Annotated in this window: 20 protein-coding genes; 14 read left to right on the forward strand and 6 right to left on the reverse strand. The window is 73.5% G+C overall.

Annotated features, from left to right (window positions below):
• The first annotated feature begins 54 nt into the window (after nt 1-54).
• Nucleotides 55-1,146 carry a PP2C family protein-serine/threonine phosphatase gene (locus tag ACIQK6_RS15130; RefSeq protein WP_329102708.1) on the forward strand — a complete coding sequence of 364 codons (1,092 nt, stop codon included), beginning with the start codon at nt 55-57 and terminating at the stop codon, nt 1,144-1,146.
• Between the two features lie 51 nt (nt 1,147-1,197).
• On the opposite strand, the gene ACIQK6_RS15135 is transcribed toward ACIQK6_RS15130, so the two are convergent.
• Nucleotides 1,198-1,710: a hypothetical protein gene (locus tag ACIQK6_RS15135; RefSeq protein ID WP_402694924.1), complete on the reverse strand. Its 513-nt coding sequence runs from the start codon at nt 1,708-1,710 to the stop codon at nt 1,198-1,200.
• 104 nt (nt 1,711-1,814) lie between these two features.
• The gene (locus ACIQK6_RS15140; RefSeq protein ID WP_030012991.1) at nt 1,815-2,066 is read right to left on the reverse strand and encodes a hypothetical protein; all 252 of its coding nucleotides are present in this window, start codon (nt 2,064-2,066) and stop codon (nt 1,815-1,817) included.
• Between the two features lie 107 nt (nt 2,067-2,173).
• Here ACIQK6_RS15140 and ACIQK6_RS15145 point away from each other — a divergent pair, with 107 nt between their 5' ends.
• Nucleotides 2,174-2,545 carry an ArsC/Spx/MgsR family protein gene (locus ACIQK6_RS15145; protein WP_329102704.1) on the forward strand — a complete coding sequence of 124 codons (372 nt, stop codon included), beginning with the start codon at nt 2,174-2,176 and terminating at the stop codon, nt 2,543-2,545.
• On the opposite strand, the gene ACIQK6_RS15150 is transcribed toward ACIQK6_RS15145, so the two are convergent.
• Nucleotides 2,542-3,393 (reverse strand): alpha/beta fold hydrolase, encoded by an 852-nt coding sequence (locus ACIQK6_RS15150; RefSeq protein ID WP_402694925.1) that lies wholly within the window; start codon nt 3,391-3,393, stop codon nt 2,542-2,544. The two genes, ACIQK6_RS15145 and ACIQK6_RS15150, sit on opposite strands and share 4 nt — an antisense overlap.
• Nucleotides 3,394-3,516: 123 nt before the next feature.
• Here ACIQK6_RS15150 and ACIQK6_RS15155 point away from each other — a divergent pair, with 123 nt between their 5' ends.
• From ACIQK6_RS15155 to ACIQK6_RS15165, 3 genes are all read left to right on the forward strand, one after another.
• Nucleotides 3,517-4,023, forward strand: a complete 507-nt coding sequence (locus ACIQK6_RS15155) for a MarR family transcriptional regulator (RefSeq protein ID WP_402694926.1) — start codon at nt 3,517-3,519, stop codon at nt 4,021-4,023.
• The gene (locus ACIQK6_RS15160; protein WP_329102701.1) at nt 4,020-5,441 is read left to right on the forward strand and encodes a PLP-dependent aminotransferase family protein; all 1,422 of its coding nucleotides are present in this window, start codon (nt 4,020-4,022) and stop codon (nt 5,439-5,441) included. The genes ACIQK6_RS15155 and ACIQK6_RS15160 overlap by 4 nt, the downstream gene beginning before the upstream one ends.
• A 1,850-nt stretch (nt 5,442-7,291) precedes the next feature.
• The gene (locus ACIQK6_RS15165) at nt 7,292-7,750 is read left to right on the forward strand and encodes a hypothetical protein (RefSeq protein WP_329102699.1); all 459 of its coding nucleotides are present in this window, start codon (nt 7,292-7,294) and stop codon (nt 7,748-7,750) included.
• Here ACIQK6_RS15165 and ACIQK6_RS15170 read toward each other — a convergent pair.
• On the reverse strand, nt 7,743-8,663 hold the full coding sequence (locus ACIQK6_RS15170; protein WP_402694937.1) for a Gfo/Idh/MocA family protein: 921 nt from the start codon (nt 8,661-8,663) through the stop codon (nt 7,743-7,745). The two genes, ACIQK6_RS15165 and ACIQK6_RS15170, sit on opposite strands and share 8 nt — an antisense overlap.
• 225 nt (nt 8,664-8,888) lie before the next feature.
• On the opposite strand from ACIQK6_RS15170, the gene glnII reads away from it, so the two are divergent.
• Both glnII and ACIQK6_RS15180 read left to right on the forward strand, forming a co-directional pair.
• Nucleotides 8,889-9,908, forward strand: coding sequence for a glutamine synthetase (glnII, locus tag ACIQK6_RS15175; RefSeq protein WP_329102697.1), 1,020 nt, complete (start codon nt 8,889-8,891; stop codon nt 9,906-9,908).
• 554 nt (nt 9,909-10,462) lie between these two features.
• Complete coding sequence (locus ACIQK6_RS15180; RefSeq protein WP_402694927.1) at nt 10,463-11,059, forward strand: winged helix-turn-helix domain-containing protein; 597 nt, start codon at nt 10,463-10,465, stop codon at nt 11,057-11,059.
• A 90-nt stretch (nt 11,060-11,149) separates the two neighbouring features.
• Here the strand turns inward: ACIQK6_RS15180 and ACIQK6_RS15185 are convergent, their stop codons facing one another.
• Nucleotides 11,150-12,589, reverse strand: a complete 1,440-nt coding sequence (locus ACIQK6_RS15185) for a PepSY domain-containing protein (RefSeq protein WP_329102694.1) — start codon at nt 12,587-12,589, stop codon at nt 11,150-11,152.
• A 63-nt stretch (nt 12,590-12,652) separates the two neighbouring features.
• The gene (locus ACIQK6_RS15190; RefSeq protein ID WP_402694928.1) at nt 12,653-13,372 is read right to left on the reverse strand and encodes a hypothetical protein; all 720 of its coding nucleotides are present in this window, start codon (nt 13,370-13,372) and stop codon (nt 12,653-12,655) included.
• Nucleotides 13,373-13,456: 84 nt separating this feature from the next.
• Between ACIQK6_RS15190 and ACIQK6_RS15195 the strand changes: the two genes are divergently transcribed.
• The 7 genes from ACIQK6_RS15195 to ACIQK6_RS15225 all read left to right on the forward strand — a co-directional run bounded on the left by ACIQK6_RS15195 (nt 13,457) and on the right by ACIQK6_RS15225 (nt 21,376).
• Complete coding sequence (locus ACIQK6_RS15195; protein WP_329102691.1) at nt 13,457-14,044, forward strand: rhomboid-like protein; 588 nt, start codon at nt 13,457-13,459, stop codon at nt 14,042-14,044.
• A gap of 25 nt (nt 14,045-14,069) precedes the next feature.
• Nucleotides 14,070-14,864 (forward strand): tyrosine-protein phosphatase, encoded by a 795-nt coding sequence (locus tag ACIQK6_RS15200; protein ID WP_329102689.1) that lies wholly within the window; start codon nt 14,070-14,072, stop codon nt 14,862-14,864.
• Nucleotides 14,865-14,992: 128 nt separating this feature from the next.
• On the forward strand, nt 14,993-16,933 hold the full coding sequence (locus ACIQK6_RS15205; protein WP_402694929.1) for a hypothetical protein: 1,941 nt from the start codon (nt 14,993-14,995) through the stop codon (nt 16,931-16,933).
• Between the two features lie 154 nt (nt 16,934-17,087).
• Entirely contained in the window at nt 17,088-18,542 is a 1,455-nt protein-coding gene (locus ACIQK6_RS15210; RefSeq protein ID WP_402694930.1) for a hypothetical protein, read from the forward strand.
• A 147-nt stretch (nt 18,543-18,689) separates the two neighbouring features.
• A complete protein-coding gene (locus ACIQK6_RS15215) occupies nt 18,690-19,586 on the forward strand; it encodes a metal-dependent hydrolase (protein ID WP_329102684.1) in 897 nt (298 codons plus the stop codon).
• The gene (locus tag ACIQK6_RS15220; protein ID WP_329102683.1) at nt 19,583-20,629 is read left to right on the forward strand and encodes a PDR/VanB family oxidoreductase; all 1,047 of its coding nucleotides are present in this window, start codon (nt 19,583-19,585) and stop codon (nt 20,627-20,629) included. Before ACIQK6_RS15215 ends, ACIQK6_RS15220 begins: the two co-directional genes overlap by 4 nt.
• Nucleotides 20,630-20,653: 24 nt before the next feature.
• Complete coding sequence (locus ACIQK6_RS15225; RefSeq protein WP_329102681.1) at nt 20,654-21,376, forward strand: TetR/AcrR family transcriptional regulator; 723 nt, start codon at nt 20,654-20,656, stop codon at nt 21,374-21,376.
• Nucleotides 21,377-21,407 lie beyond the last annotated feature (31 nt).

The raw sequence follows: 21,407 nt of genomic DNA on the forward strand, positions 1-21,407 counted from the left end.
CCCGGCGGGCCGGTCCGGGGTGCGCGGGCCCGGCCGCCGTACCAGGGTGGAGGGGTGAGACGCCGACGGCAGGAAGCGGGCTGGCTGCGCGGCGAGCCGCCGCCGCGCTGGGCCCGGATCGCGCCCGCGGCGGCATTGGTCGTACTGGTCCTGGCCCAGGCGGTCACCCCGGGCGCGGAGCTCGGGTTCTTCCTGGCCGGTCTGCCCCCGGTGGCCGCCTTCGCGTACGGGGCGGCGGGGACCGCGGTCTTCGCCGGCATCGTCCTTCTGCTGTTGGGCGTCCACTCGCTCGGTGTCGCCAACGCCCGCGGCACGGACCTGGCCACGGTGGCCGTCGTCGGCGTGCTCAGCGTGGTGATCGCCTGGGTCCGCCAGCGCCGGGACGCGCAGCTGGTCAGCGTACGGACGGTGGCGGAGGCGGCCCAGCTCGCGGTCCTCCCACCGGTGCCGGAGCGGGTGGGTCCGGTGCGCTGCTCGGGCCTCTACCGGGCGGCGCAGCACGGCACGCTGGTCGGCGGCGACCTGTACGACGTACGGGCCGGGCCGTACGGGGTGCGGGCGCTGGTCGGGGACGTGCAGGGGCACGGACTGGCGGCGGTCGGCACGGTGGCGGCGCTGCTCGGGGCCTTCCGCGAGGCCGTGATCGACGACGTCGGACTCGGGGCGGTCGCGGCCCGACTGGACCGGCGGCTGGTGGCGGACGCGGCAGCCGCGTCGGTCGAGCATCCGGAGCTGTTCGCCACGGCCATGCTGCTGGAGTTCCCGCCCGGGCTGGACGTCGTACGGATCGTGTCGTGCGGGCACCCGTCGGCCCTGCGGGTCCGCGGATCGGCGGTGGAGGAGGTGATCGTCGAGCCGGGGCCGCCGCTGGGCCTGGGGCTCGCCGGTCCGACGCCGCCGGTGGCGACGGAGCTGGCGGTGCTCCCCGGGGACCAGCTGCTGCTGCACACCGACGGCGTGACGGAGGCCCGCAACGCGGCGGGGCACTTCTACCCGCTGGCCGCCCGGGTACCCGTACTGGCACGGGACCCGGCGGGCTTGGTCGGGGCGGTGTGGCAGGACCTCGCGGCCTTCACGAAGGGCGGCCCGAACGACGACGTGGCCCTACTGCTGCTGTCCCTGGACGGACGGGACCCGACTGCGTAGGCCGTGCCCACGGCTCGCGGCTACCGGGGCCACCGGGGTCACCGCCCGGGGTTACGCCCCGTCGGCCGCGGCGGACGGGGGCAGGGCCGTGAGGGGGTCCTCGGCATGGTGGACGGCGTGCGCGAGCGCGTTCTCGTAGACGGGCCGGGGGAAGACGAACGGTCCGATGGGGAGTTCGCCCCAGGCCGGCCGGTGGGGCTGGCGGAAGCCGGACCATGTGACGGTCTCGGGGGTGGCGGTGATGTGGGTGAACAGGGGCCAGCACTCCCAGATGCTGCAGGGGCAGCCCAGCACCGCGGTCGCGTCCGCCGCTGTGTTCCGGAGTTCCGGGGCGGCGTCGCCGAGGAAGTGGCGTACCGGGTCACCGAGGGTGCTCTCCGTCATTCCGGCGTACTGCTTGAACAGGAAGTCCTCCGTGTCCTCCGGCGTCCGCTCGTAGGGGCTCTCCTCCTGCAGCCACAGGGGGCGGATGGCATCCGCGGCGTGGACGCGCAGGTCGGCCCCGTCGACGCGGATGCCCCACAGGCGGTCGGACGTGTACGTGAAGAACTCGACGTGCTGCATGGACATCATCTTGCGGGACCGCTGCCGGAAGCCCCGACCGGTTTTGCCCGGCCGGCCGGGGCCCTGCCATGCGGTGGGTGACGAGCTGCGGCGACGGCTGCCGGCTACGACTCCATGATGAACGCGCGCACCATCTTGCAGGTGACGTTCGACGGCCGGTGGATCCCCGTCCGAACGGCCATCGTCCGGATCTTCCGGTTGGTGGCACGGCGGGCGTCGTACGTCCCCGAGTCGAGCAGGGATATCGCCAACCGCATCGCCTTCAGACGGCGGTTGTGGCTCTCGTACCACTCGCGGGGCAGCCCCGCCGGCAGCGGCTTCTTCTTGACGTGCTGGACGGTGGTGGCAGTTGCCATCTACAGCCTCCCAAACGGTAGTTGGCGTCCTGTCGTTCTTCCTCGATTTTACCGGGGACCACTGACAAAAGCCCCTGGCCAGACCGACCCTGGGTAGGGTTGGCGCCATGGAGATCTGGATCAATCCCGCTTGTTCCAAGTGCCGCAGCGCCCTGACCCTGCTGGACGCGGAGGGCGCCGATTACACGGTGCGCCGCTACCTGGAGGACGTGCCCTCCGAGGGCGAGATCCGCGAGGTGCTCGGCCGGCTCGGGCTGGAGCCGTGGGACATCACGCGCACCTCGGACCCGCTGGCCAAGGAGACCGGCGTACGGGACCTGCCGCGCGAGGAGACCGATGCCGCGCGCGGACTCTGGATCGCCCACCTGGCCGCTCACCCGAAGCTCATCCAGCGCCCGATCATCACCGCGGAGGACGGCACGGCCGTGGTCGGCCGCTCCGAGGAGGCCGTCCGCGAGGCCCTGTCCCGCAAGGGCTAGAAGAGGCGCCGGGCGATCTCCGCGGCCGCCGTCAGCAGCAGCGCGTGGTGCGGGACCCCGGGCAGTACGTCGACGCGCGCGCCCGGCAGCGCCTCGCGCGCCGCCCGGGCCGCGCGGCCGGAGTCGTGGCAGCCGGCGAGCCCGGCGAAGAGCACGTCGACCCGGGGGCCCGCGCCGGCGGACCGCGCGAGCCCGGCCAGGTCGGGGCGCGGCCCGGTGACCGGCCGGACGGTGGGGAAGCCGGCGCTCTCCTCCTGCAGCCGCAGCCAGGCCGGATCGAGCGCGGCCCCGCGGGACTCCCAGGTCAGGAAGGAGCGGATCCGCTCCGGGGTGGGCCGCACCAGCACGGGCAGCGCGCGCAGTACGTAGCCCGGGCGCAGCCCCGCGAAGACCCGGGTCGGGTCGAGCAGCACCAGGCGGCCGAGCCGGTCCGGGCGCCGGGTGGCGTAGTGGGCGGCGATCCAGGCCCCGTACGAGTGCCCGGCGAGGGTCACCGGCCCGTGGCGCTGCGGGCCCAGCCCGTCGAGGACGGCGTCGAGCCAGCCGACCAGGTCCCCGGGGGACCGGATCGCCCGGTCGGGCGCCGGAACGCTGAGCCCGGGGTCCCCCACCAGGTCGACGGCGTGCACCCGGTGGGCGCGGGCCGCCCCGGCCGCGACGCAGGCGCCCCACACGGTGGAAGTGGACCCTCCGCCGGGAAGCAGCACCAGCGGCGGCGCGGCGGCCGGACCGCACCGGTTGACGCGGGTGACCCCGTACGGGGTGGCCAGATCGACGGCCTCGACGGGGCCGGGCCACCGGCCGAGCACCGCGTCGTAGACGGCGCGGAAGGAAGACGTCCGGTGCATGTACCGCCCCCATGGCTCGTGCAACGGGTGATCCCGATGGGTCGTCCCGATGGGTCATCCATCTCATCCAATACCTCGCTGGGCGATAATCTCGCTCAACGAGAGATTCCGCCAGGGGGCGACATGGACGACAGCAGGGACCCGGACCACCGGGAACCGGTAATCGAGGAACCGGTAATCGAGGAACCCGACGACCTTCGACTGGTGCACCTCCTCCGCGCGGTCACCGTCGAATTCGGTCTGCGCCAAGCCGACTTCGCCGCCCGCAACGGCATGCACCCCACCGACGTACGCGCCCTGATCTGCCTGCTCGACGCGGCCCGCGCGGCCGAACCGGCCACCGCGGGCCTGCTCGGCGCCCGGCTCGGCCTCAACTCCGCCGGCACCACCGCCGTGATCGACCGCCTCGAACGGCTCGGCCACGTGGCACGCGTCCGCGACGACCACGACCGGCGCCGGACCCTGCTGCGCGTGGAGCCGGCGGCGATCCGTCTGGGCCGGGAGTTCTTCGGGCCCCTGATCGACGGGGTGCTCCAGGTGCTCGGCTCCTTCGACCCTGCCGAACGGGAGACCGTGCGCCGCTTCCTGACGGCCACCCACGCCGTCTTCGCACCGGAGCCACGCCCGTGACCGCTCCCGACCAGGGGCCCGGTGGCGCCGACCTGCACCTGGAACTCCCCGCCGGGGGCGCCCGGCGGACCGCGCTCGCCCAGGCCCTGCGCAGTGCGGTGCGCAGCGGCCGGCTGGCCGGCGGGACCCGGCTGCCGCCGTACCGGACCCTGGCCGCCGACCTCGGGCTGGCCCGCAACGCCGTCGCCGACGCCTACGCCGAACTGGTCGCCGAGGGCTGGTTCACGGCCCGGCAGGGCTCCGGCACCATGGTCGCCGAGGGAGTCGCCACCACCGACGCACCGGCCGCCCCGGCCGGGCCCGCACTCGACCGGCCCCGCCACGACCTGCTCCAGGGCAAGCCGGACGCCGCTTCCTTCCCGCGCGCCGCCTGGGCCGCCAGCGCCCGCCGGGCCCTGGCGGAGGCGCCCACCGAGGCCTTCGGGCCCGGCGATCCGCAGGGCCGCCCCGAACTGCGGCGGGCCCTGGCCGGCTACCTGTCCCGGGCGCGCGGCGTGCGCTGCGGCCCCGAGAACATCGTGATCTGCTCCGGTTTCGCCAACGGACTGCGGCTCCTGTCGTCCGTCCGGCCCCGCGACTGGGCCGTCGAGGCGTACGGGCTCCCCTTCCATCACGGCATCCTCCGGGACGCCGGGGTCCGCCCGCACCCCGTCGCGGTCGACGAGGACGGCGCCCGGCTGGGGGTGGCTCCCGGTCGAAGACTGGGAGAGGAACTCCCCTCCCGGGCCCGTACGTTGCTGCTCACACCGGCGCACCAGTTCCCGACGGGCGGCCGCCTGCTGCCCGCACGTCGGGCCGCCGCCGTGGAATGGGCCCGCGGCACCGATGCCGTGATCGTGGAGGACGACTACGACGGGGAGTTCCGCTACGACCGCAAACCGGTCGGCGCGCTCCAGGGACTGGCCCCCGAACACGTGGTGTACGCGGGCTCGCTGAGCAAGAGCCTCTCCCCCGCGCTGCGCCTGGGCTGGCTGGTCCTCCCCGACCAGCTGCGCGACCAGGTGCTGGCCGCGAAGGGGCTGCGGGAGTCCTGGGCGAGCACGCTGGACCAGCTGGCGCTGGCCGACTTCATCGAGTGCGGGGCGTACGACCGCCACGTGCGCCGGATGCGCCTGCGCTACCGGAGCCGCCGTGACCAGCTGGTCACCGTACTGGCGGCACGCGCCCCGGAGGTCCGGGTGACGGGCATCTCGGCCGGCCTGCACGCGGTACTGGAACTCCCCCCGGGTCGGGAATCCCCCGCCCTCACGGCGGCCCGCGCCGCGGGCCTGGCCCTGGACGGCCTGTCGTCCTACCAACACCCGGCCGACCCGAGCCCACCCCGCGAAGGCCTGGTGGTCGGCTACGCGGCACCCTCGGACTCGGCGTTCGCCCGGGCGCTCGACTCCTTGGCGGGGGTGGTGGGCGGGTCGGGATGAAGGGGGCGGGAGCTACTCGATCGGCATCAGGGATGGGTTTGGTGGTTTCCCGTCAGTCCGATCGTCTCCGTGTCGGGCCGGTCCCTCAAGGGCGCTCCTTCGTCGCGTCACTGCGTGATGGCCTACGGCCACCCTTGACCGACCGTCCCGCCACGGAGAACCGAAGACTGCCGAGAAACCCCCAAAAGAACGGGCCGGGCACTCAAGGACCAGGACGGGCAGTCGGACACACCCAGGCAGATCCCGGCAGGCCACGATCCCCAGACGGGGCCCATCCCGACCCGGGCCCGGGTCAGTGGGCGCGTCCGATCGCTACGCGCCCCCCATCTCTCAGCGCCCGACGGCCGTCTTGGGCTGGGCATGGGCCGCCCACGGCCCCAGGTGCTCTCACTGATGGCGTCCGACGACCGGCCGGGGCTGGGCATAAGCCGCCCATGACCTCGGGTCCGGCGCTCGATATGCGTCCGACGACCGCCCGGCGGTAGGCATAAGCCAGCCCACGGCCCCAGGTCCTACGCTCGACCTGCGTCCCGACGGCCGCCTCGGGGCCGGACACAGGCCGCCCACGGCCCCAGGTGTTCCCACCGAACGCGCCCGGCCACCGCCTCTGGCTGGCCACAAGCCGCCCACGGCCCCGAGTCCGACGCTCGACACGCGTCCCGACGGCCGTCTCGGGGCTGGCCACAAGCCGCCCACGGCCTCGGGCGCTCTCGCCGAAGGCGTCCGGAGACCGTCCGTGGCCGACCGCGGGCCGCCTCGGATCGCTACGCGCTTCTCCATGCCCGCGGCCGGCTGTCGTCAGTGGGATGAGAGCGGATGGGAGGGGCGGACGGCCCGCAGCTCGGCTATTTCGTAGTGGATGCGGGTCAGCGCGAACACGACACCACAAACCCACTTCCAAATAGGGGCAGTTAGGGCAAACCGGCGACCTCTCGGGCCACCCGCACGCACTGACCCGCACCCACTACGAAATAGCCGCTGCTCCACGCCTCTCCGCCCCCGGATAGCCGTCAGGCGCCTCTCGAGGGAAGCACCTGAAGGTCGTCTGCGGCTTTGTGGCCGGCCGCAGACGGTCGCCGGGCATCCTCGGCGGGAACGGCCGACGCCGTGGGCGACTCATGTCCAACCCAAGGCGGCCGCCGGGGCGCGCCCAGCAAGAACACCCGACGCCGTGGACGGTTGGTCGCTGGCCCCGGCCGGTCGTCGGACGCCATCAGTGAGAGCACTTGGGGCCGTGGGCGGCCTATGTCCAGCCCAAGACGGCCGTCGGGCGCTGAGAGATGGGGGGCGCGTAGCGATCGGGGGCGCTTCCCCCGACGCGGGGCCGGGTCGGGATGGGCCCCGTCTCTCGGTCGTGGCTCTTCGCGCCCGACAGGGATGGGTGTCTCCAACTGCCCGTCCTGGTCCTTGAGTGCCCGGCCCGTTCTTTTGGGGGTTTCTCGGCAGTCTTCGGTTCTCCGTGGCGGGACGGTCGGTCAAGGGTGGCCGTAGGCCATCACGCAGTGACGCGACGAAGGAGCGCCCTTGAGGGACCGGCCCGACACGGAGACGATCGGACTGACGGGAAACCACCAAACCCATCCCTGATGCCGATCGAGTAGCTCCCGCCCCCTTCATCCCGACCCGCCCACCACCCCCGCCCACCAAAGCCCCCGCCGCACCACCCGACCCCGGCCCCCTTCACCCCGCCTCCACCTCCCGACCCCTAGGGTGGCCAGAGCGGCAAATTGTGACGTACCAGATCAAAGGGACCCGTTGTGAACGAGGAGCAGCAGCCACACGGCCGGGCTGCCCGGCCGGACCTCCCCTCCGGGGCGGGCTCACGACCCGGGCGGCGGGGGGCCGACTGGATGTTCGGTGGGGTGTACGGGACCGTGCTGGCCAGTGCGCTGCTGGCCGCGCTGCACCAGAAGGGGGAGGCGTTCACCCCGTACTACGACGCCAGCTGGGTGCTGGTGACGGCTGCTACCGCCGGACTCGCGCACGGCTACTCGCACCACATGGCCTCCCACCGGGGGGAGTCCGCCGGGCACCGGTGGCGGATGCTGGGCCTGGCGCTGTGGAACGAGTGGCCGCTGATCGTGGCCGCCCTGCCCACCGTCCTGTTGCTGGTCGCCGCCGGGCTCTTCGACTGGGACGCCTACGCGGTGACCGCCGTCGGGCTGGGGCTGAACACCGCGCTGCTGTTCACCTGGGGTGCGCTCGTCGCGCTCCGCGTGGGCTATCGGCTGGGCCCCGCCTTGGCGATCGGCATGGCGGACGCCACGATCGGCCTGGCCATCATCGTGGCGAACGCGGTGATCAAGTAGGGAGCTGGGCCTCCGCCTCGGCCAGGATCTCCGTCAGTCGGGCCCCGAACTCCGCCCCGCGCGGATCCGGCACCCCCGTCCGGGCCGCGGTGAGCAGCGCGTCCAGGGCGCGCCCGTAGGCGTCCGGAACCTCGCTCCATCCGGGGAGTTGGTGCACGCCCTCGGTGCCGCGCAGTTCGAGCCCGACCCCGGCGGCCGCGCGCGGCGCGCTCAGGCTGAGCACGGCGGTGCTGGCCGCGCCGGAGGTGTGCCGAAGTGCCAGTTGGACCACGTCGGAGGGGCCCGGGGTGGCGCTGATCGCGGTGACCTCTCCGAGGACCGGGATCAGGACGGACAGGGCGTGCGGGCCGACGTCCCACAGCCCGCCCTTGGCCTTGCGCCAGGGCGAGTCGGCGTAGGCGCTGGGCGTTCCGTCGGAGGGGTAGACGGCGCCGAGCCAGTGGGCCGCGGCCGTGAACCAGCCGGTGCGTGAGGCCTGTTCCTCGACCCAGCCCGCAGTGGGCTCGGCGAAGCGCAGGGTGAGGAAGACGACGGAGGCGACCTGGTGGCGCGCGGCAGCTTCGGCGACGGCGCGGGCGTCCTCCAGGGTGGTGGCGACGGGCTTGTCGAGGAGCAGGTGACATCCCGCGGCGGCGGCGCGGACGGCCATGGCGGCCTGTACGTCGGGCGGCAGGGCGAAGGAGACGACGTCGCACTCGGCGAACAGCTGGTCGGGGTCTTCGTACACCTTCACGCCGTACTCGTGCGCCAGCTCGGCCGCGGCCTCGGGACGGCGGCCCCACACGCCGGCGAAGTCGGAGCCGGCGTGCGCGGCGAGGGCGGGGGCGTGGGTGCGGTGCGCCCAGGGGCCGGTGCCCAGCAACCCGACCCGGGGGCGGCGGCCTGCGGGAGCCACGCTCTCGACGGGTCCCACGGCGGCGTTCACATCAGACGAAATGCTCACGCGGCCAGTCTGCCCCACCCGGTCGGGCGGGCCGACACCAACCCGCACAACCCGCCCGACCTGCGGTGCAAACCTCGGTAACACGGGGTTCACACACGGGCAACGGAAGAGAAATCGCGGGCGGGCACGCTGCGGTCATCACCGCAGCGAGGAAGCAGCGACCAGCAGCACCCGCAGAGTCTGAGGATGGGTCCCGTGAGCTACAAGGCTGAGTACATCTGGATCGACGGCACCGAGCCGACGGCGAAGCTTCGCTCCAAGACGAAGATCATCACGGACGGCGCCGAGCTGCCGATCTGGGGCTTCGACGGATCGAGCACGAACCAGGCCGAGGGCCACGCGTCCGACCGCGTGCTCAACCCGGTCTTCTCCTGCCCGGACCCGATCCGCGGCGGCGACAACGTCCTCGTCCTGTGCGAGGTCCTGAACATCGACATGACCCCGCACGAGTCGAACACCCGCGCGCTGCTGCGTCCGGTCGCCGAGAAGTTCGCGGGCCAGGAGCCGATCTTCGGCATCGAGCAGGAGTACACCTTCTTCGACGGCATCCGTCCGCTCGGCTTCCCGGTGGGCGGCTTCCCGGCCGCGCAGGGCGGCTACTACTGCGGTGTCGGCTCGGACGAGATCTTCGGCCGCGAGATCGTCGAGAAGCACCTGGACCACTGCCTCGCGGCGGGTCTGAGCATCTCCGGCATCAACGCCGAGGTCATGCCCGGCCAGTGGGAGTTCCAGGTCGGTCCCGTCGGTCCGCTGGAGGTCTCGGACCAGCTGTGGATCGCGCGCTGGCTGCTCTACCGCACCGCCGAGGACTTCAACGTCTCCGCGACGCTGAACCCGAAGCCGGTCAAGGGCGACTGGAACGGTGCGGGTGCGCACACCAACTTCTCCACGAAGGCGATGCGCGAGGACTACCGCGCGATCATCTCCGCGTGCGAGGCGCTGGGCGAGGGCAGCAAGCCGCTCGACCACGTGAAGAACTACGGCGCCGGCATCGACGAGCGTCTGACGGGTCTGCACGAGACCGCCCCCTGGAACGAGTTCAGCTACGGCGTCTCGGACCGCGGCGCCTCGGTCCGCATCCCGTGGCAGGTGGAGAAGGACGGCAAGGGCTACATCGAGGACCGCCGTCCGAACGCGAACGTGGACCCGTACGTGGTGACCCGTCTCATCACGGACACCTGCTGCGCGGGCCTGGAGAAGGACGGCCTGGTCTGACGGCCAGCGCCACGAGAGCCACCGGCACCACCGGCATCACCGGGCCCACGCCCGGCCGATGACCACTGACAGCGCCCGGCGCGCCCCCCACGGGGCCGGCGGGCGCTGTCAGTCCGTGGCAGCGGCTGCGGCAGCGGCAGCGGCTGCGGCTGCGGCAGCGGCAGCGGCTGCGGCAGCGGCAGCGGCTGCGGCTGCGGCTCACATGGGGAGTTGCCTTTTGTCCGGGATTGACTAGGGCGTGAGCTCGGTATGTGAGATTCCCATCCATGGGGTGAGACGGGGCCTGCCCCGGAGACATGACATCTGCTTGAATGGGGCCATGGCCAGCCATTCGCACACCTCGTCAGGTCGCAGCGACCTCGAGCCTTTCTGGCCGTCCCGTCAGGATCACGATTACGACCGGGAGTGTCGCCGCGCGAAGAACGCGCCGGCCCTCTAAAGCCTCCGGGACCACCCACCTGACCTTCCCCGAGGCCTTCGGTCTGCGCGGCATCGACATCGACGACGTACGCACGTCTCCTGCCGACCACTCCGCGTGAAAGAGCTGACCACTCATGGCGAACACCCGCTCCCTCTCCTCCGCCGCCACCGCTGCGACCTCTCCCCTCTCCTATCCGCCCAGTCCGCGCCACCGGCTCCGTTCCGTTGACCGAGACGAAGTGGCCCGAGTGGTGGACTTCCTGCCGCCGGGGGCCACCTGGCTGCCCGCACCCCAGCACACCTTGCCGACGCTGCCGGGCCAGCCGCCGATGATCGGGTACCTGGTGCTCGTACCGGCCGACCAGCAGCCTCCGATCGGCTTCGCCCCGCAGGCCGTGGCCGCCGCCGCCCCGTCGGCTCCCCCCGCCCCCGCGCCCGCCGGACCGGGTGACGGCCGGGTCCGGATCGACTCGGCGCAGCGCACCGCCGAAGTCGACGGCCGCGTGCTCGACCTGACGTACCTGGAGTTCGAGCTGCTGGCCCACCTGGTGCAGCACCCGCACCGGGTGCACAGCCGGGACCAGCTGGTCACCACGGTCTGGGGCTACGGGCACGTCGGCGACGGCCGGACCGTGGACGTCCACATCGCCCGTCTGCGCCGCAAGCTGGGCGCCTCCCACCGCGCCTCGATCCAGACGGTGCGCCGGGTCGGCTACAAGTACGCTCCCTGAGCTGCCGGTTGACCTGACGACGACGGGCCCGTACTCCCCCCGGGGAGTACGGGCCCACCTCGTTCGTGACGGCCTTGCGGCCGGGCGGCTCTACGCGGCCTTGGCCTTGCGGCCCGCGACGATGCCCAGCAGGACGTCGACCGCGAGGAAGGCGACCAGGCTGATCCCGAGCAGCGGGACGAACCAGCCGGTGAGGGCGGTCACCGCGGCCAGCGGCAGCAGCACGGTCACCGGGAGCTTGCGCCAAGCACCGCGCGGCTGTGCACGACCGACGGACAGCTTGCGCTCCTTCGTCGGCCGGCGCAGCCACCACATGCGGTAGCCCCAGAAGACGAGGAACATCACGGCGACGGCGAGCGCGGCCAGCGCGATCTGGTTGACGAGACCGAAGGTCGTACCCATGTGCAGGTCGATGCCGAAGCGGGTCATCTTGGCGAGCAGCGGGTAGTCCGCGAAGCGCAGTTCGTCCATGACGCGGGCGTCCGCGGGGTCGACGGCGACCGAGTCGAAGTGCACCGGCACCAGCTTGTCCTGCTCCTTGATGACGTACCCCTTGCCCTTGGCGGGCAGGGTCACGCGGAGCGCCTCGGTGACGCCCGCCGCCCGGGCGGCGTCCACGGCCTTGTCGATGCCGACGTCGACGGTGGGCGCGGGCGGCGGGGCCATCGGCGTGCCGTCGGGCATGGTGTGCCCGGCGTGCTCGTCGGAGCCGGCGTCCGCCCCGGCGTTGAGCTGCGCGGCGACGGCGGGGGTGGCCCCGCCGAGGCTGTCCTGGAGCTGCCCGATGTTCTCGCCGGCGTACTTCGACCAGGTCAGGCCGGTTGCGGAGAGGACGACGAGGCCGGCGACGGCCCACAGGCCGACGGTTCCGTGCCAGGACAGGGTGCGGCGGCGGCCGGTGGCCCCCCGGTCCGGGAGGACCAGCTGCGACCTGCGCTTGCGGCGGCGGCCGATCCACAGGGCGAGTCCGCCGAGCGCGACCACCCACATCCAGCTGGCGGCGAGTTCGCTGTAGTTCCGGCCGAACTCGCCGAGCTGGAGGCTGGAGTGGAACTCGCTCAGCCAGGCCCGCAGCGGCAGTGCGTCGCCGGCGGTGGTGAGCTGCCCGCGCACCTCGGCCGTATACGGGTCGACGAAGACGGTGAGGGTCTCGCCCTCGCCGAGCCCCGGACTCTCCATGATCACCCGGGTGGTGGCCTCGGTGTCGGGGGCGGGCCACACGGACACGACCTCGCCCTCGGGGGCGGCGCCCTTGGCCGCCTCGACCTGGGCACTGAGCGGCAGGGCGCTCTCGCCGACGCGGGCGACGGTCAGCTCGTCGGAGTAGACGATCTTCTCGGCCTGCCAGGAGACGGCGTAGAGCAGCCCGGTGGCGGCGGCGAGGAAGATCACGGGGGCGATGAGCAGCCCCGCGTAGAAGTGCATGCGCAGGAGCAGCGGCCGTACGGCGGCCCAGCCGCCGCGCTTCTTGGCGGTCCCGGCCGGTTCGGCGTCCGGGGTGCTGACGTCTTGAGCCTCGTCAAGAGACATGGGGATCCTAGGGGTTGGTGAAGACATGGGGACTCGGGCCCCAGGTCTCACCGCTTCGCCAGGTCAGGCGTGGGCAGGCCGTCCGGGGGCCGTGGAACGCGGGAGCGGAGCGCGTCCGGGCGGCCCGCGGCGCACCACGGCATGGGCGTGCACGGCTCCGCGGAGGCGGCGCGGCCGTTCGTACCGGGCGGGGAAGACGGGCGGGGCCGGTACGGCGGCCGCCCGTGCCCGGACCAGGGCGAGCGCGCGGGCGAGCGGCCGGGCCGCGTGGAGCGCGGCGGTGGCCAGGACGCGGGCCAGTCGGAAGAAGGCGGCCTCGCCGCGGGCGAGCCAGGCGGCGCAGAGCAGTCCGGCGAGCACGTGGCCGGCGATCATCGCGGCGCCGCCGTGACCGGCCGTGCCGGCCATTCCGGTGGCGTCCGCCATCCCCGCGGCACCCGCCATGTGGGCCATGCCGGCCATGCCGGGGGCTTCGGCGGCCGTGGCGCCCGCATCCGCGGCCGACATCGGGTGGTGGCCGTGCATCGTTGCGGTAGCGGCGAACTGCTTCGCGGCCGCCCCCGAGAACACCAGGTGCAGTACGCCCTGCACGGAGAGCACCGCGGCGGTGATGCCCACGGGGCCCCGCCGCCGCCCGGCGGCGAGCCACGCAAAGCCCCAGGTCACCCCGAAAGCACCCAGAAGGCCGAAGAACGGAAGGTCCGTTCCGGACATGAACGAATGCCCGATCGCGCCCAGGGCGACGCACATCGCCGCGAATAGTGCGGCTCGCGTGGCGCGCATCGGCGCGAATGATTCGAACATGGCCGAGACATGTTCGCACGGGGTCCCTTGGTTCCCGCCAGAGGCTTATCCGATCATGAGTAGATGAATCCAATTCCGTGGGGAGCGGTGTACGCCGGAGGGGTGCAGTTCGGGGCCTACGCCCTGGAGCGCACCGGGCCGGCCGAGCGGGAGCGGCTGCTCCGGGGCTGCTCCACGAACGTCGACAATCTCGCCGCCGGACGCTGGGAGACGCTGCTGAGCAGCGCTTTCCTCGTCGAGGAGCCCATGCCCCTGCCCTACGCGCTGCTGCTCGTCGCGGTCCTCGGGTACGCCGAGTACGCGTACGGAGCGTGGTGGGTGGCCTCGGTGTTCCTGTTCGGGCACGCCGCGGCGACCCTCCTCGTCTACGGAGCCCTGCGCGGGAGCGCCGATCACGGGACGCGGCGCGCGGTGGACGTGGGGACGAGCTACGGGTTCAACACCGTGCTCGGCTCGTTGACCTCGGCCCTGCCGCGCGGAGCCGTCCGTACGGCCGCGCGGGTGGGGCTGCTGGCGCTCGCGGCGGCGCCCGTGGTCCGGCGCGGGCGCACCTTCACGGACGCCGGGCACCTGGCCGCGCTCGGGGTGGGCATCGGGGTCTCGCTGGCCTTCGATTACCTTTCCGGGCCGAATCATCAGAAAATTGCATGAACCACACCTCGCAGGAGCTGCCACGATGACCGCCACCCCGTCCACCACCGTCGCCAACCTCCGCGACCTCGGCGGCACCCCGCTCCCCGGCGGCCGCACGGTCCGCCCCGGCCTGGTCCTGCGCTCCGGCCAGCTCGACCGGCTCGACCTCGACGCCGACCCGGTGGTGGCCGGGTTGGGCCTGCGCACCGTCATCGACTTCCGCACGGACGCCGAGCGCGCCGACCACCCCGACCGGATACCCGCCGGGGCCCGGGTCCTGGTCGGTGACGTCCTCGCCGACAAGCTGAACTCCGCCAGGCTGCCCGCCGCGGTGCAGCTCAAGGACCTGCTGTCCGACCCGCCCGTGGCCGAGGAGCACCTGGGCGGCGGGCGGGCGCAGGCCCTGTTCGCCGACACCTACCGGTCCTTCGTGAACTCCGGATCCGCGCAGGCCGCGTACCGGATGCTGCTCACCGAGGCCGCCGACGCCGACTCGGGCCCGCTGCTGTTCCACTGCACGGCCGGCAAGGACCGGACCGGCTGGGGCGCGACGGTCATCCTGGCGCTGCTGGGCGCGGACGACGAGACCCTGATGGCCGAATACCTGTCCGTCAATCCGGCGGTCAAGCAGGCTTTCGCCCCGATGATCGAGGGCTTCACGGCGGCCGGCGGCGACCCGGACATCGCGCTCGCACTGATCGGCGTCTTCCCCTCCTACCTGCGGGCGGCGCTGGACGAGGTCGAGACGCGGTACGGCTCCATGGAGAAGTACGTGCGCGAGGGGCTCGGTGTCGCCGACGAGACGGTCGAGGCGCTGCGCGCCCGTCTGGTGGGGTGACCCCGCTCCCTGAACACCACGCGCCCTGACGCCACGGCCTGACGCAGCACCCCGGGCGGGGGTCCGGGCCGGGCCGGGTGGGTGGCCGGGACCGGTGACCATCCGACGATTCGCTCGTTCTGCTGAACGTGACTGCGCCGGATACCGCCACCCGCCACCTGCCTCCCGTGTCTCCCGTGCCGCCGGACGTCGAGCAGGCCGAAGCCGCCATCGTCGAGCACTACCCCCGGCTGGTGCGGCTCGCCTATCTGGTGCTGCCGCCCGCCCTCGGTCGCAACCGGCGGGTGCTCACCGCCCACTCGCTGGTCCAGCGGGCGCTGCCGCGCGGGCGGCGGGACGGGGCGGCGGCCGCGGCCGCCGTGCGGGGCGGGGTTCCGGGGCAGCGGGACGGGGCGGAGGACTCCGGGTACGCGTACGTCCGGCTGCGCGTGCTGCGCGCCGCCCTGGAGGCGGGGATCCCGCTGACGTTCCGGGCGCTGCCGCGGCGCGCGCAGCTCCCTCCGGTACTCCCCCAGGTGTGGGGGCTGCGGCTGTTCCCCCGCTCGGGCGGGGCCGAGGAGCTCGCCCTCGACCAGTGGCTGGCCACCCTCGACGGGCCGGGCCGGGCCGCTTGCGTACTGCGGGCCCTGGAACGGCTGTCCGAGCCCGAAGTGCTCCGGGTGCTCGACGAGGCCGGCGTCGCGGATCCCGCCGCCGCGGCCCGGGAGTCCGGGGATCCTGCCAACGACGCCCTGTTCGCCTCCCCCGAGTTCGACCCGTGCGTGCTCCAGGCCCGGCCCACCGACCTGCTGCGGCGGCGGCGTCTGGGGCGGGCCGCGCTGGCCGCCGGGGCGGCCCTCGCCGTGTGCGGGGCGCTGCTCGCGCTGCCCGGTGGGGGCTGGGGCTCGGACGGGGCCGCCGCCCCGCCGTACGCGCGCAACGCCGCGGCCGAGCAAGCCCTGGATCCCGCGAAGCTGGTCCGGGCCGCGCCCGCCCTCTGGCACACGTCGTCCCGTACGGACTTCTCCACCTGGCCCGCCCGCGGCGACCGGGTCGGGGACACGGAGCTGCTGCGCCGGGCACTGGCCGTGTGGGCCCGGCCCGGCCCCTCGGTGGTCACCTCGGCCACGGCGGGCACGCCCGCCGGGCCGCCGATGGGGCCGGCGCAGCTGCTGTTCGCGGGCGCCGTGGACCAGGCCGTCGTGGTCCTGATGTACGACGGCCTGCGCGTGGTCCGGTACGCCGAACCGCGGACCGGGACCGCGGGCGCCGCCCTCGACTTCGCCCGGACCGACGGCGCCTCGGCGGAGACCGCGACCGCGCTCGTGCTCAGCAGGGTCGACGGCAACGTCCGCTACCTCACCGCGCCCTGGGTCACCGGCACGGCCCTGCGGGACCTGCTCAAGCCCGCCGCCCCGGTGGTGGTGCTGAAGACGACCCCGGACGGGGTGACCCCGCCGGTGGCGGGCCCGGCGCCGGCGGGGAGCTGTACGAGCTGGAACGCGCTGGCCCTGACGGGCGACGGCGCCACGCGGCTGATCACCGACCTCGGTGAACTGACCCCGGCCCGGCTGACGTCGGGTGCGCCGGGCGCCGAGCGCGACGTGACGGAGGCCGCGGAGCTCGGGGACTGGTCGCGGATCGCCTGCCTGCTGCCGGCGGTCCGCTCGCACGGGGTCCGTACGGTCAACGCGTGGACGTACGCCAAGCAGCCGCTGCCGGAGGGCGACGGGACGGCGGCCTGGCTCTGCACGCGGGCCGAGACCTGGCAGGGGGCGGCCGATCGGGTGCAGGCGCAGTTCCTCGCCCCGGGCGCCCCGATGGCGGCGCAGGCGGCCCGCTCGGAGGGGTCGGCGGCCTGCGGGTCGCGAGAACCGCGGGTGCTGGCGGGCGTGCTGTGGAAGTCGCGGGCCGGTCAGTGGTACGTGCTGGCGGCGGGCAGTGCGCAGTTCGCCTCGCTGGCGGTGTCGGGCGGCGGGGTGAGCGGGTCGACGCACGGCAACCGGCTGGCGGTGAAGGCGCCGGCGGGTGCACAGGTGGACCTGTCGGGCACGTTGACGGACGGCACGAAGGCGGGGGTGCTGCGGTAGCGCCTCGCGAGTGGGTGAAGCTTCAACCGTCAGGAACCGTCGGGTAGTTGGCGGGATCCGGACATGACGGTCGCGGTGGATACATGGCATGATCGGGTTCCGGTTACCAAGCGGTAACCCCCAACACCCCTCCCCCACCTGAAGGTCACCCCACGTGCGCACGCTCGCCCGACGCCTCCTCATACCCGGCTTGACCGCCCTCGCCCTCACCGCCACCGGCTGCGGCTCGACCCCTCACAACGACGCCGCCGAACCCGCCGCCCCCGCCGCCGTCGCCCCCTCGTCCGACGGCACGTCGCAGCAGCTCGACGTGGCCGCGGCCCCCCAGGGAACGCCCACGCCGGCGGCCGTGGCCCGGGCCGATGGGAAGGGCAAGACCGAGCAGTCCACGCTGAAGGTCGCCTCCTACGACAAGGCCAGCGGTCGGGCCGTCATCGCCAAGCCCGCGCAGGAGCCGAGCCGTTCGCCCTCGCCCGGCAAGTCGTCTGGGACGGGCAAGTCCCCCGAGGCCGGCAAGTCTCCTGAGGCCGGCAAGTCCCCCGACGCCGACAAGCCCGTCGCGGTGGGCGATGTCATCGCCAGCGCACCCGCCCCCGGCGCCCCGGACGGACTGCTCGCCAAGGTCACCGAGGTCGTCGGCAAGACCGACAAGGGCACCGAGGTCAAGACCGCCTCCACCACGCTGGCCGCCGTCCTGGGCGACGACAAGGCCGACGGCAAGGTCCCCGTCGACCCGGCGGCGGTCACCGTCGAACCCCTGACGAAGGGCGTCACCTTCTCCTGGGCCAAGGGCCCGGGTCTGACCTTCGGCCCCGAGGGCGCGAAGCTGCCGCTCGGCAACCTGCGGCTCGACGTCAACGCCTCCGTCGACACCGCCCCGGACGCCCCCGCCTCGGCCGGTGCCTCGGTGTCCGGTTTCGTCCAGCTCGCCCCGCAGGTCGAGTTCGCGTACGACGGCCACACCGGCGGCGCCCCCGGTCCGCGCGGCGCCTTCCTCGGCATGAGCGGTGACTGGTCCTCGCAGTGGAAGCTCCAGGGCCGCGCCGCCGCGAGCACCGGGGCGCCCAAGCGGATCCCGTTCGCCAAGCTGCACAGCTCGCCCGTCATCCAGGTCGGCCCCGTGCCGGTCGTCGTCAACCTGGCCCTGACCTGCTACATCCAGGTGGAGGCCGACGGTCGCGTGACCCTGGACGTCCAGCAGGACGTCAAGGGTGACTTCAAGGTCGGCGGCAGCTACGCCGCGGGCAAGGGCTGGACCCCGGTCAGCGCCTCGAACGTGAAGAGCACGCCGGTCAAGGCGAGCGTCACCGCCGCCGGAAAGGTCAAGGGCGCGCTCGGCGCAGAGGCCTCCGTCGGCCTCTACGGCGCCGTCGGCGTCACCGCGGACTTCGCCCCGTACCTGCGCGGCGAGGGAGACGTCAAGGCGACCGCGTCCAGCGACGGCAAGACCTCCCTCGACGGCGCCTGGGCGCTGTACGGCGGCTTCGACCTGAGCGGGAACCTCCAGCTCCAGCTGTCGCTGTTCGGCACGCCCCTCTTCGAGCGCAAGATCCCGCTGGGCACCCTGAACCGCGAGTGGGCCCTCACGACCGGTCACATCGGGCGATAGCCCGCACGACCCGAACAACCCGTACGACCCCGTACGCACGTCGACACGCACCACTGCCCGGACGCAGCCGCGCCCGGGCAGTGGTGCGTCCGGAGAAGTCAGCCCAGGGGGCTTCTCCTCCTTCCTACCCATCAGTACATTGACGCTATGTCTAATACGCCGCTCGCACCCGCCCCCGTGGCGTCGGAACACGTCGAACTGAGGCCCCGGAACGTGTCCTTCGGCTGGGAGGACACCCCGCTCCACTGGCTGCCCGGCGACCCGTTCGCCGGGCACATGATCAATGTGCTGCACCTGTTGCTCCCCGCCGGGGAGCGCTGGTTCGTCCACGTCTACAAGCAGGTGCTCCCGTACATCGAGGACGAGCGGCTGCGGTCGGACGTCGTCGGCTTCATCGGCCAGGAGGCCATGCACGCCACCGCCCACGACGACGTGCTCCCCCACCTCAAGCGGCTCGGACTGGACCCGACCCCCTACACCGCGCAGGTGGACTGGTTGTTCGAGAAGCTCCTCGGCGACCGGACCCTGCCGCCGGGCCGGGCCCGCCACTGGTGGCTGATGGAACGGGTCGCGATGATCGCGGCGATCGAGCACTACACGGCGTTCCTCGGCGACTGGGTGCTGAACGCCGACGCGCTCGACCGGCGGGGCGCCGACCCCACCATGCTGGACCTGCTGCGCTGGCACGGGGCGGAGGAGGTCGAGCACCGCTCGGTGGCCTTCGACCTCTTCATGCACGTCGACGGCACCTACCGGCGCAGGGCCCGGACCTGGGCGACCGCCTTCTCGGCCCTGGTGTTCCTGTGGCAGCGCGGGGTGCGCTTCTTCATGGAGAACGACCCGCACCTGGTGGACGGCAAGGCTTCCTTCGGGAAGTTCTTCGTGGCGGGGCAGCAGGGGGTGCTCCCGTCGACGGGAGCGATGCTGAAGTCCGTCCCGAAGTACCTCTCGCGCAGCTACCACCCCTCGCAGGAGGGCTCGACGGCCCAGGCCGTGGCGTACCTCGCCGCCTCCCCCGGTGCGAACGGCGGGGTACGGGCATGAGGCGCGCCCTCGCGGTCACGGCCGCCCTGGGCGCGGTCTGGGTGACCCGGCGCGCCCTGAAGCGCCGCATCGGCGACTCCCCGTTGTGGCCACTGCCCGCCCTGGAGGTGCCGGTCTCGGGCCGCTCCCCGCGCCGCGCGCTGCGGGCGCTGATCGTCTCCCGTACGGAGCCGGCGCAGGGCGTGCTGCTGCTGACCCTGGAGTCGCCGGACCTCCCGGCCTGGACCCCGGGAGCGCACGTGGACGTCACCCTGCCCTCGGGCATGGTCCGCCAGTACTCGCTGTGCGGCGACCCGGCGGACGGGGGCCGCTACACGATCGCGATCCGGCTGGTCGAGGACGGCCGGGGCGGCTCCCGCGAGGCGCACGCCCAGCTGGTCGAGGGCGCCGAGCTGGAGCTGCGTCCGCCGCGCAACCGCTTCGAGCTGGTCCCGGCGGCCTCGTACGCCTTCGTCGCGGGCGGCATCGGCATCACCCCGATCCTGCCGATGCTGCGGGCGGCCACGGCGGCGGGCGCCGACTGGACCCTCCTCTACGGGGGCCGCACCCTCGACTCGATGCCCTTCCTGGACGACCTCGCACCCTACGGCGACCGGGTGTCGGTCCTCCCCGAGGACGAGACGGGCCTGCCCGACCTGGCCCCGGTGGCCGCGGCGGCGCCCGGCACCCTGGTCTACTGCTGCGGTCCGGAGCCGCTGATGCGGGCCGTCACGGAGGCGGCCGCGGATCCGGCGGCGGTGCACCTGGAGCGGTTCGCCCCGGCGGGCGAGCCCGGTCCGGGGCGGGCCTTCACGGTCGAACTGCGCCGCTCGGGCCGGGTCGTCGAGGTCGCGGCGGACGAGAGCGCGCTGGCCGCGGTGCGCCGGGAACTGCCGGACACCCCGTACTCCTGCGAGCAGGGTTTCTGCGGGACCTGCCAACACCGGGTCCTGGCGGGCGGGGTGGATCACCGGGACGAGCTCCTCACGGACCAGGAGCGCGGGGACTCGATGCTGCTGTGCGTCTCCCGCGCGAAGGGGGACCGACTGGTCCTGGACCTGTGAACGCTCCCCAGTAGGGTGTTCCGCATGACAACCGGGGTGCGACGCAGGATGGGTGTCGAGGAGCGGCGGCAGCAGCTGATCGGGGTTGCCCTGGAGCTGTTCAGCCACCGCTCGCCCGACGATGTGTCGATCGACGAGATCGCGGCGGCCGCCGGGATATCCCGGCCGCTCGTCTACCACTACTTTCCGGGCAAGCTGAGCCTGTACGAGGCCGCGCTGCGGCGGGCGGCCGACGAGCTGGCGCTGCGGTTCGTGGAGCCCCGGGAAGGGCCGCTCGGGGCGCGCCTGCTGCGGGTGATGGGGCGGTTCTTCGATTTCGTCGACGACCACGGCCCGGGTTTCTCGGCTCTGATGCGCGGTGGTCCGGCCGTCGGCAGCAGCCGGACGAACGCGATGATCGACGAGGTCCGACAGGCGGCGTACGAGCAGATCCTCACGCACCTGGGCGTCGGGCTGGAGCGCACGCCCGCGCGCCTGGAGCTCGTGGTGCGGTCCTGGGTGTCGCTCGCCGAGTCCACCGCACTGATCTGGCTGGACGGACGCCGGATCCCGCGGGGCGAACTGGAACTGCAGCTGGTGCACGACTTCGCCGCGCTGGCCGCCGTGAGCGCCGCGTACGACGCGGAGATGGCGGGGATCCTCGTGGGGATCCTGGCCGGCGAGCCCGCCGACGGGCCGTTCGGGGAGCTGGTCGCGCGGCTCGGTGCGCTGGTGCCGGGCGGGGCGTCGGAGACCGTTCCGGGCTGAGGACCGGGCGGACGCCTGCGCAGCTATCGGG

This window comes from Streptomyces sp. NPDC091682, from assembly GCF_044756625.1.
Lineage (GTDB): Bacteria > Actinomycetota > Actinomycetes > Streptomycetales > Streptomycetaceae > Streptomyces.

Coding starts and splice junctions, on each gene's coding strand:
- ACIQK6_RS15135 (WP_402694924.1), bottom strand. CDS start 1,710: ATGCAGCACGTCGAGTTCTTCACGTACACGTCCGACCGCCTGTGGGGC.
- ACIQK6_RS15140 (WP_030012991.1), bottom strand. CDS start 2,066: ATGGCAACTGCCACCACCGTCCAGCACGTCAAGAAGAAGCCGCTGCCG.
- ACIQK6_RS15145 (WP_329102704.1), top strand. CDS start 2,174: ATGGAGATCTGGATCAATCCCGCTTGTTCCAAGTGCCGCAGCGCCCTG.
- ACIQK6_RS15150 (WP_402694925.1), bottom strand. CDS start 3,393: ATGCACCGGACGTCTTCCTTCCGCGCCGTCTACGACGCGGTGCTCGGC.
- ACIQK6_RS15155 (WP_402694926.1), top strand. CDS start 3,517: ATGGACGACAGCAGGGACCCGGACCACCGGGAACCGGTAATCGAGGAA.
- ACIQK6_RS15165 (WP_329102699.1), top strand. CDS start 7,292: ATGTTCGGTGGGGTGTACGGGACCGTGCTGGCCAGTGCGCTGCTGGCC.
- ACIQK6_RS15180 (WP_402694927.1), top strand. CDS start 10,463: ATGGCGAACACCCGCTCCCTCTCCTCCGCCGCCACCGCTGCGACCTCT.
- ACIQK6_RS15185 (WP_329102694.1), bottom strand. CDS start 12,589: ATGTCTCTTGACGAGGCTCAAGACGTCAGCACCCCGGACGCCGAACCG.
- ACIQK6_RS15190 (WP_402694928.1), bottom strand. CDS start 13,372: ATGCGCGCCACGCGAGCCGCACTATTCGCGGCGATGTGCGTCGCCCTG.
- ACIQK6_RS15195 (WP_329102691.1), top strand. CDS start 13,457: ATGAATCCAATTCCGTGGGGAGCGGTGTACGCCGGAGGGGTGCAGTTC.
- ACIQK6_RS15200 (WP_329102689.1), top strand. CDS start 14,070: ATGACCGCCACCCCGTCCACCACCGTCGCCAACCTCCGCGACCTCGGC.
- ACIQK6_RS15215 (WP_329102684.1), top strand. CDS start 18,690: ATGTCTAATACGCCGCTCGCACCCGCCCCCGTGGCGTCGGAACACGTC.
- ACIQK6_RS15220 (WP_329102683.1), top strand. CDS start 19,583: ATGAGGCGCGCCCTCGCGGTCACGGCCGCCCTGGGCGCGGTCTGGGTG.
- ACIQK6_RS15225 (WP_329102681.1), top strand. CDS start 20,654: ATGACAACCGGGGTGCGACGCAGGATGGGTGTCGAGGAGCGGCGGCAG.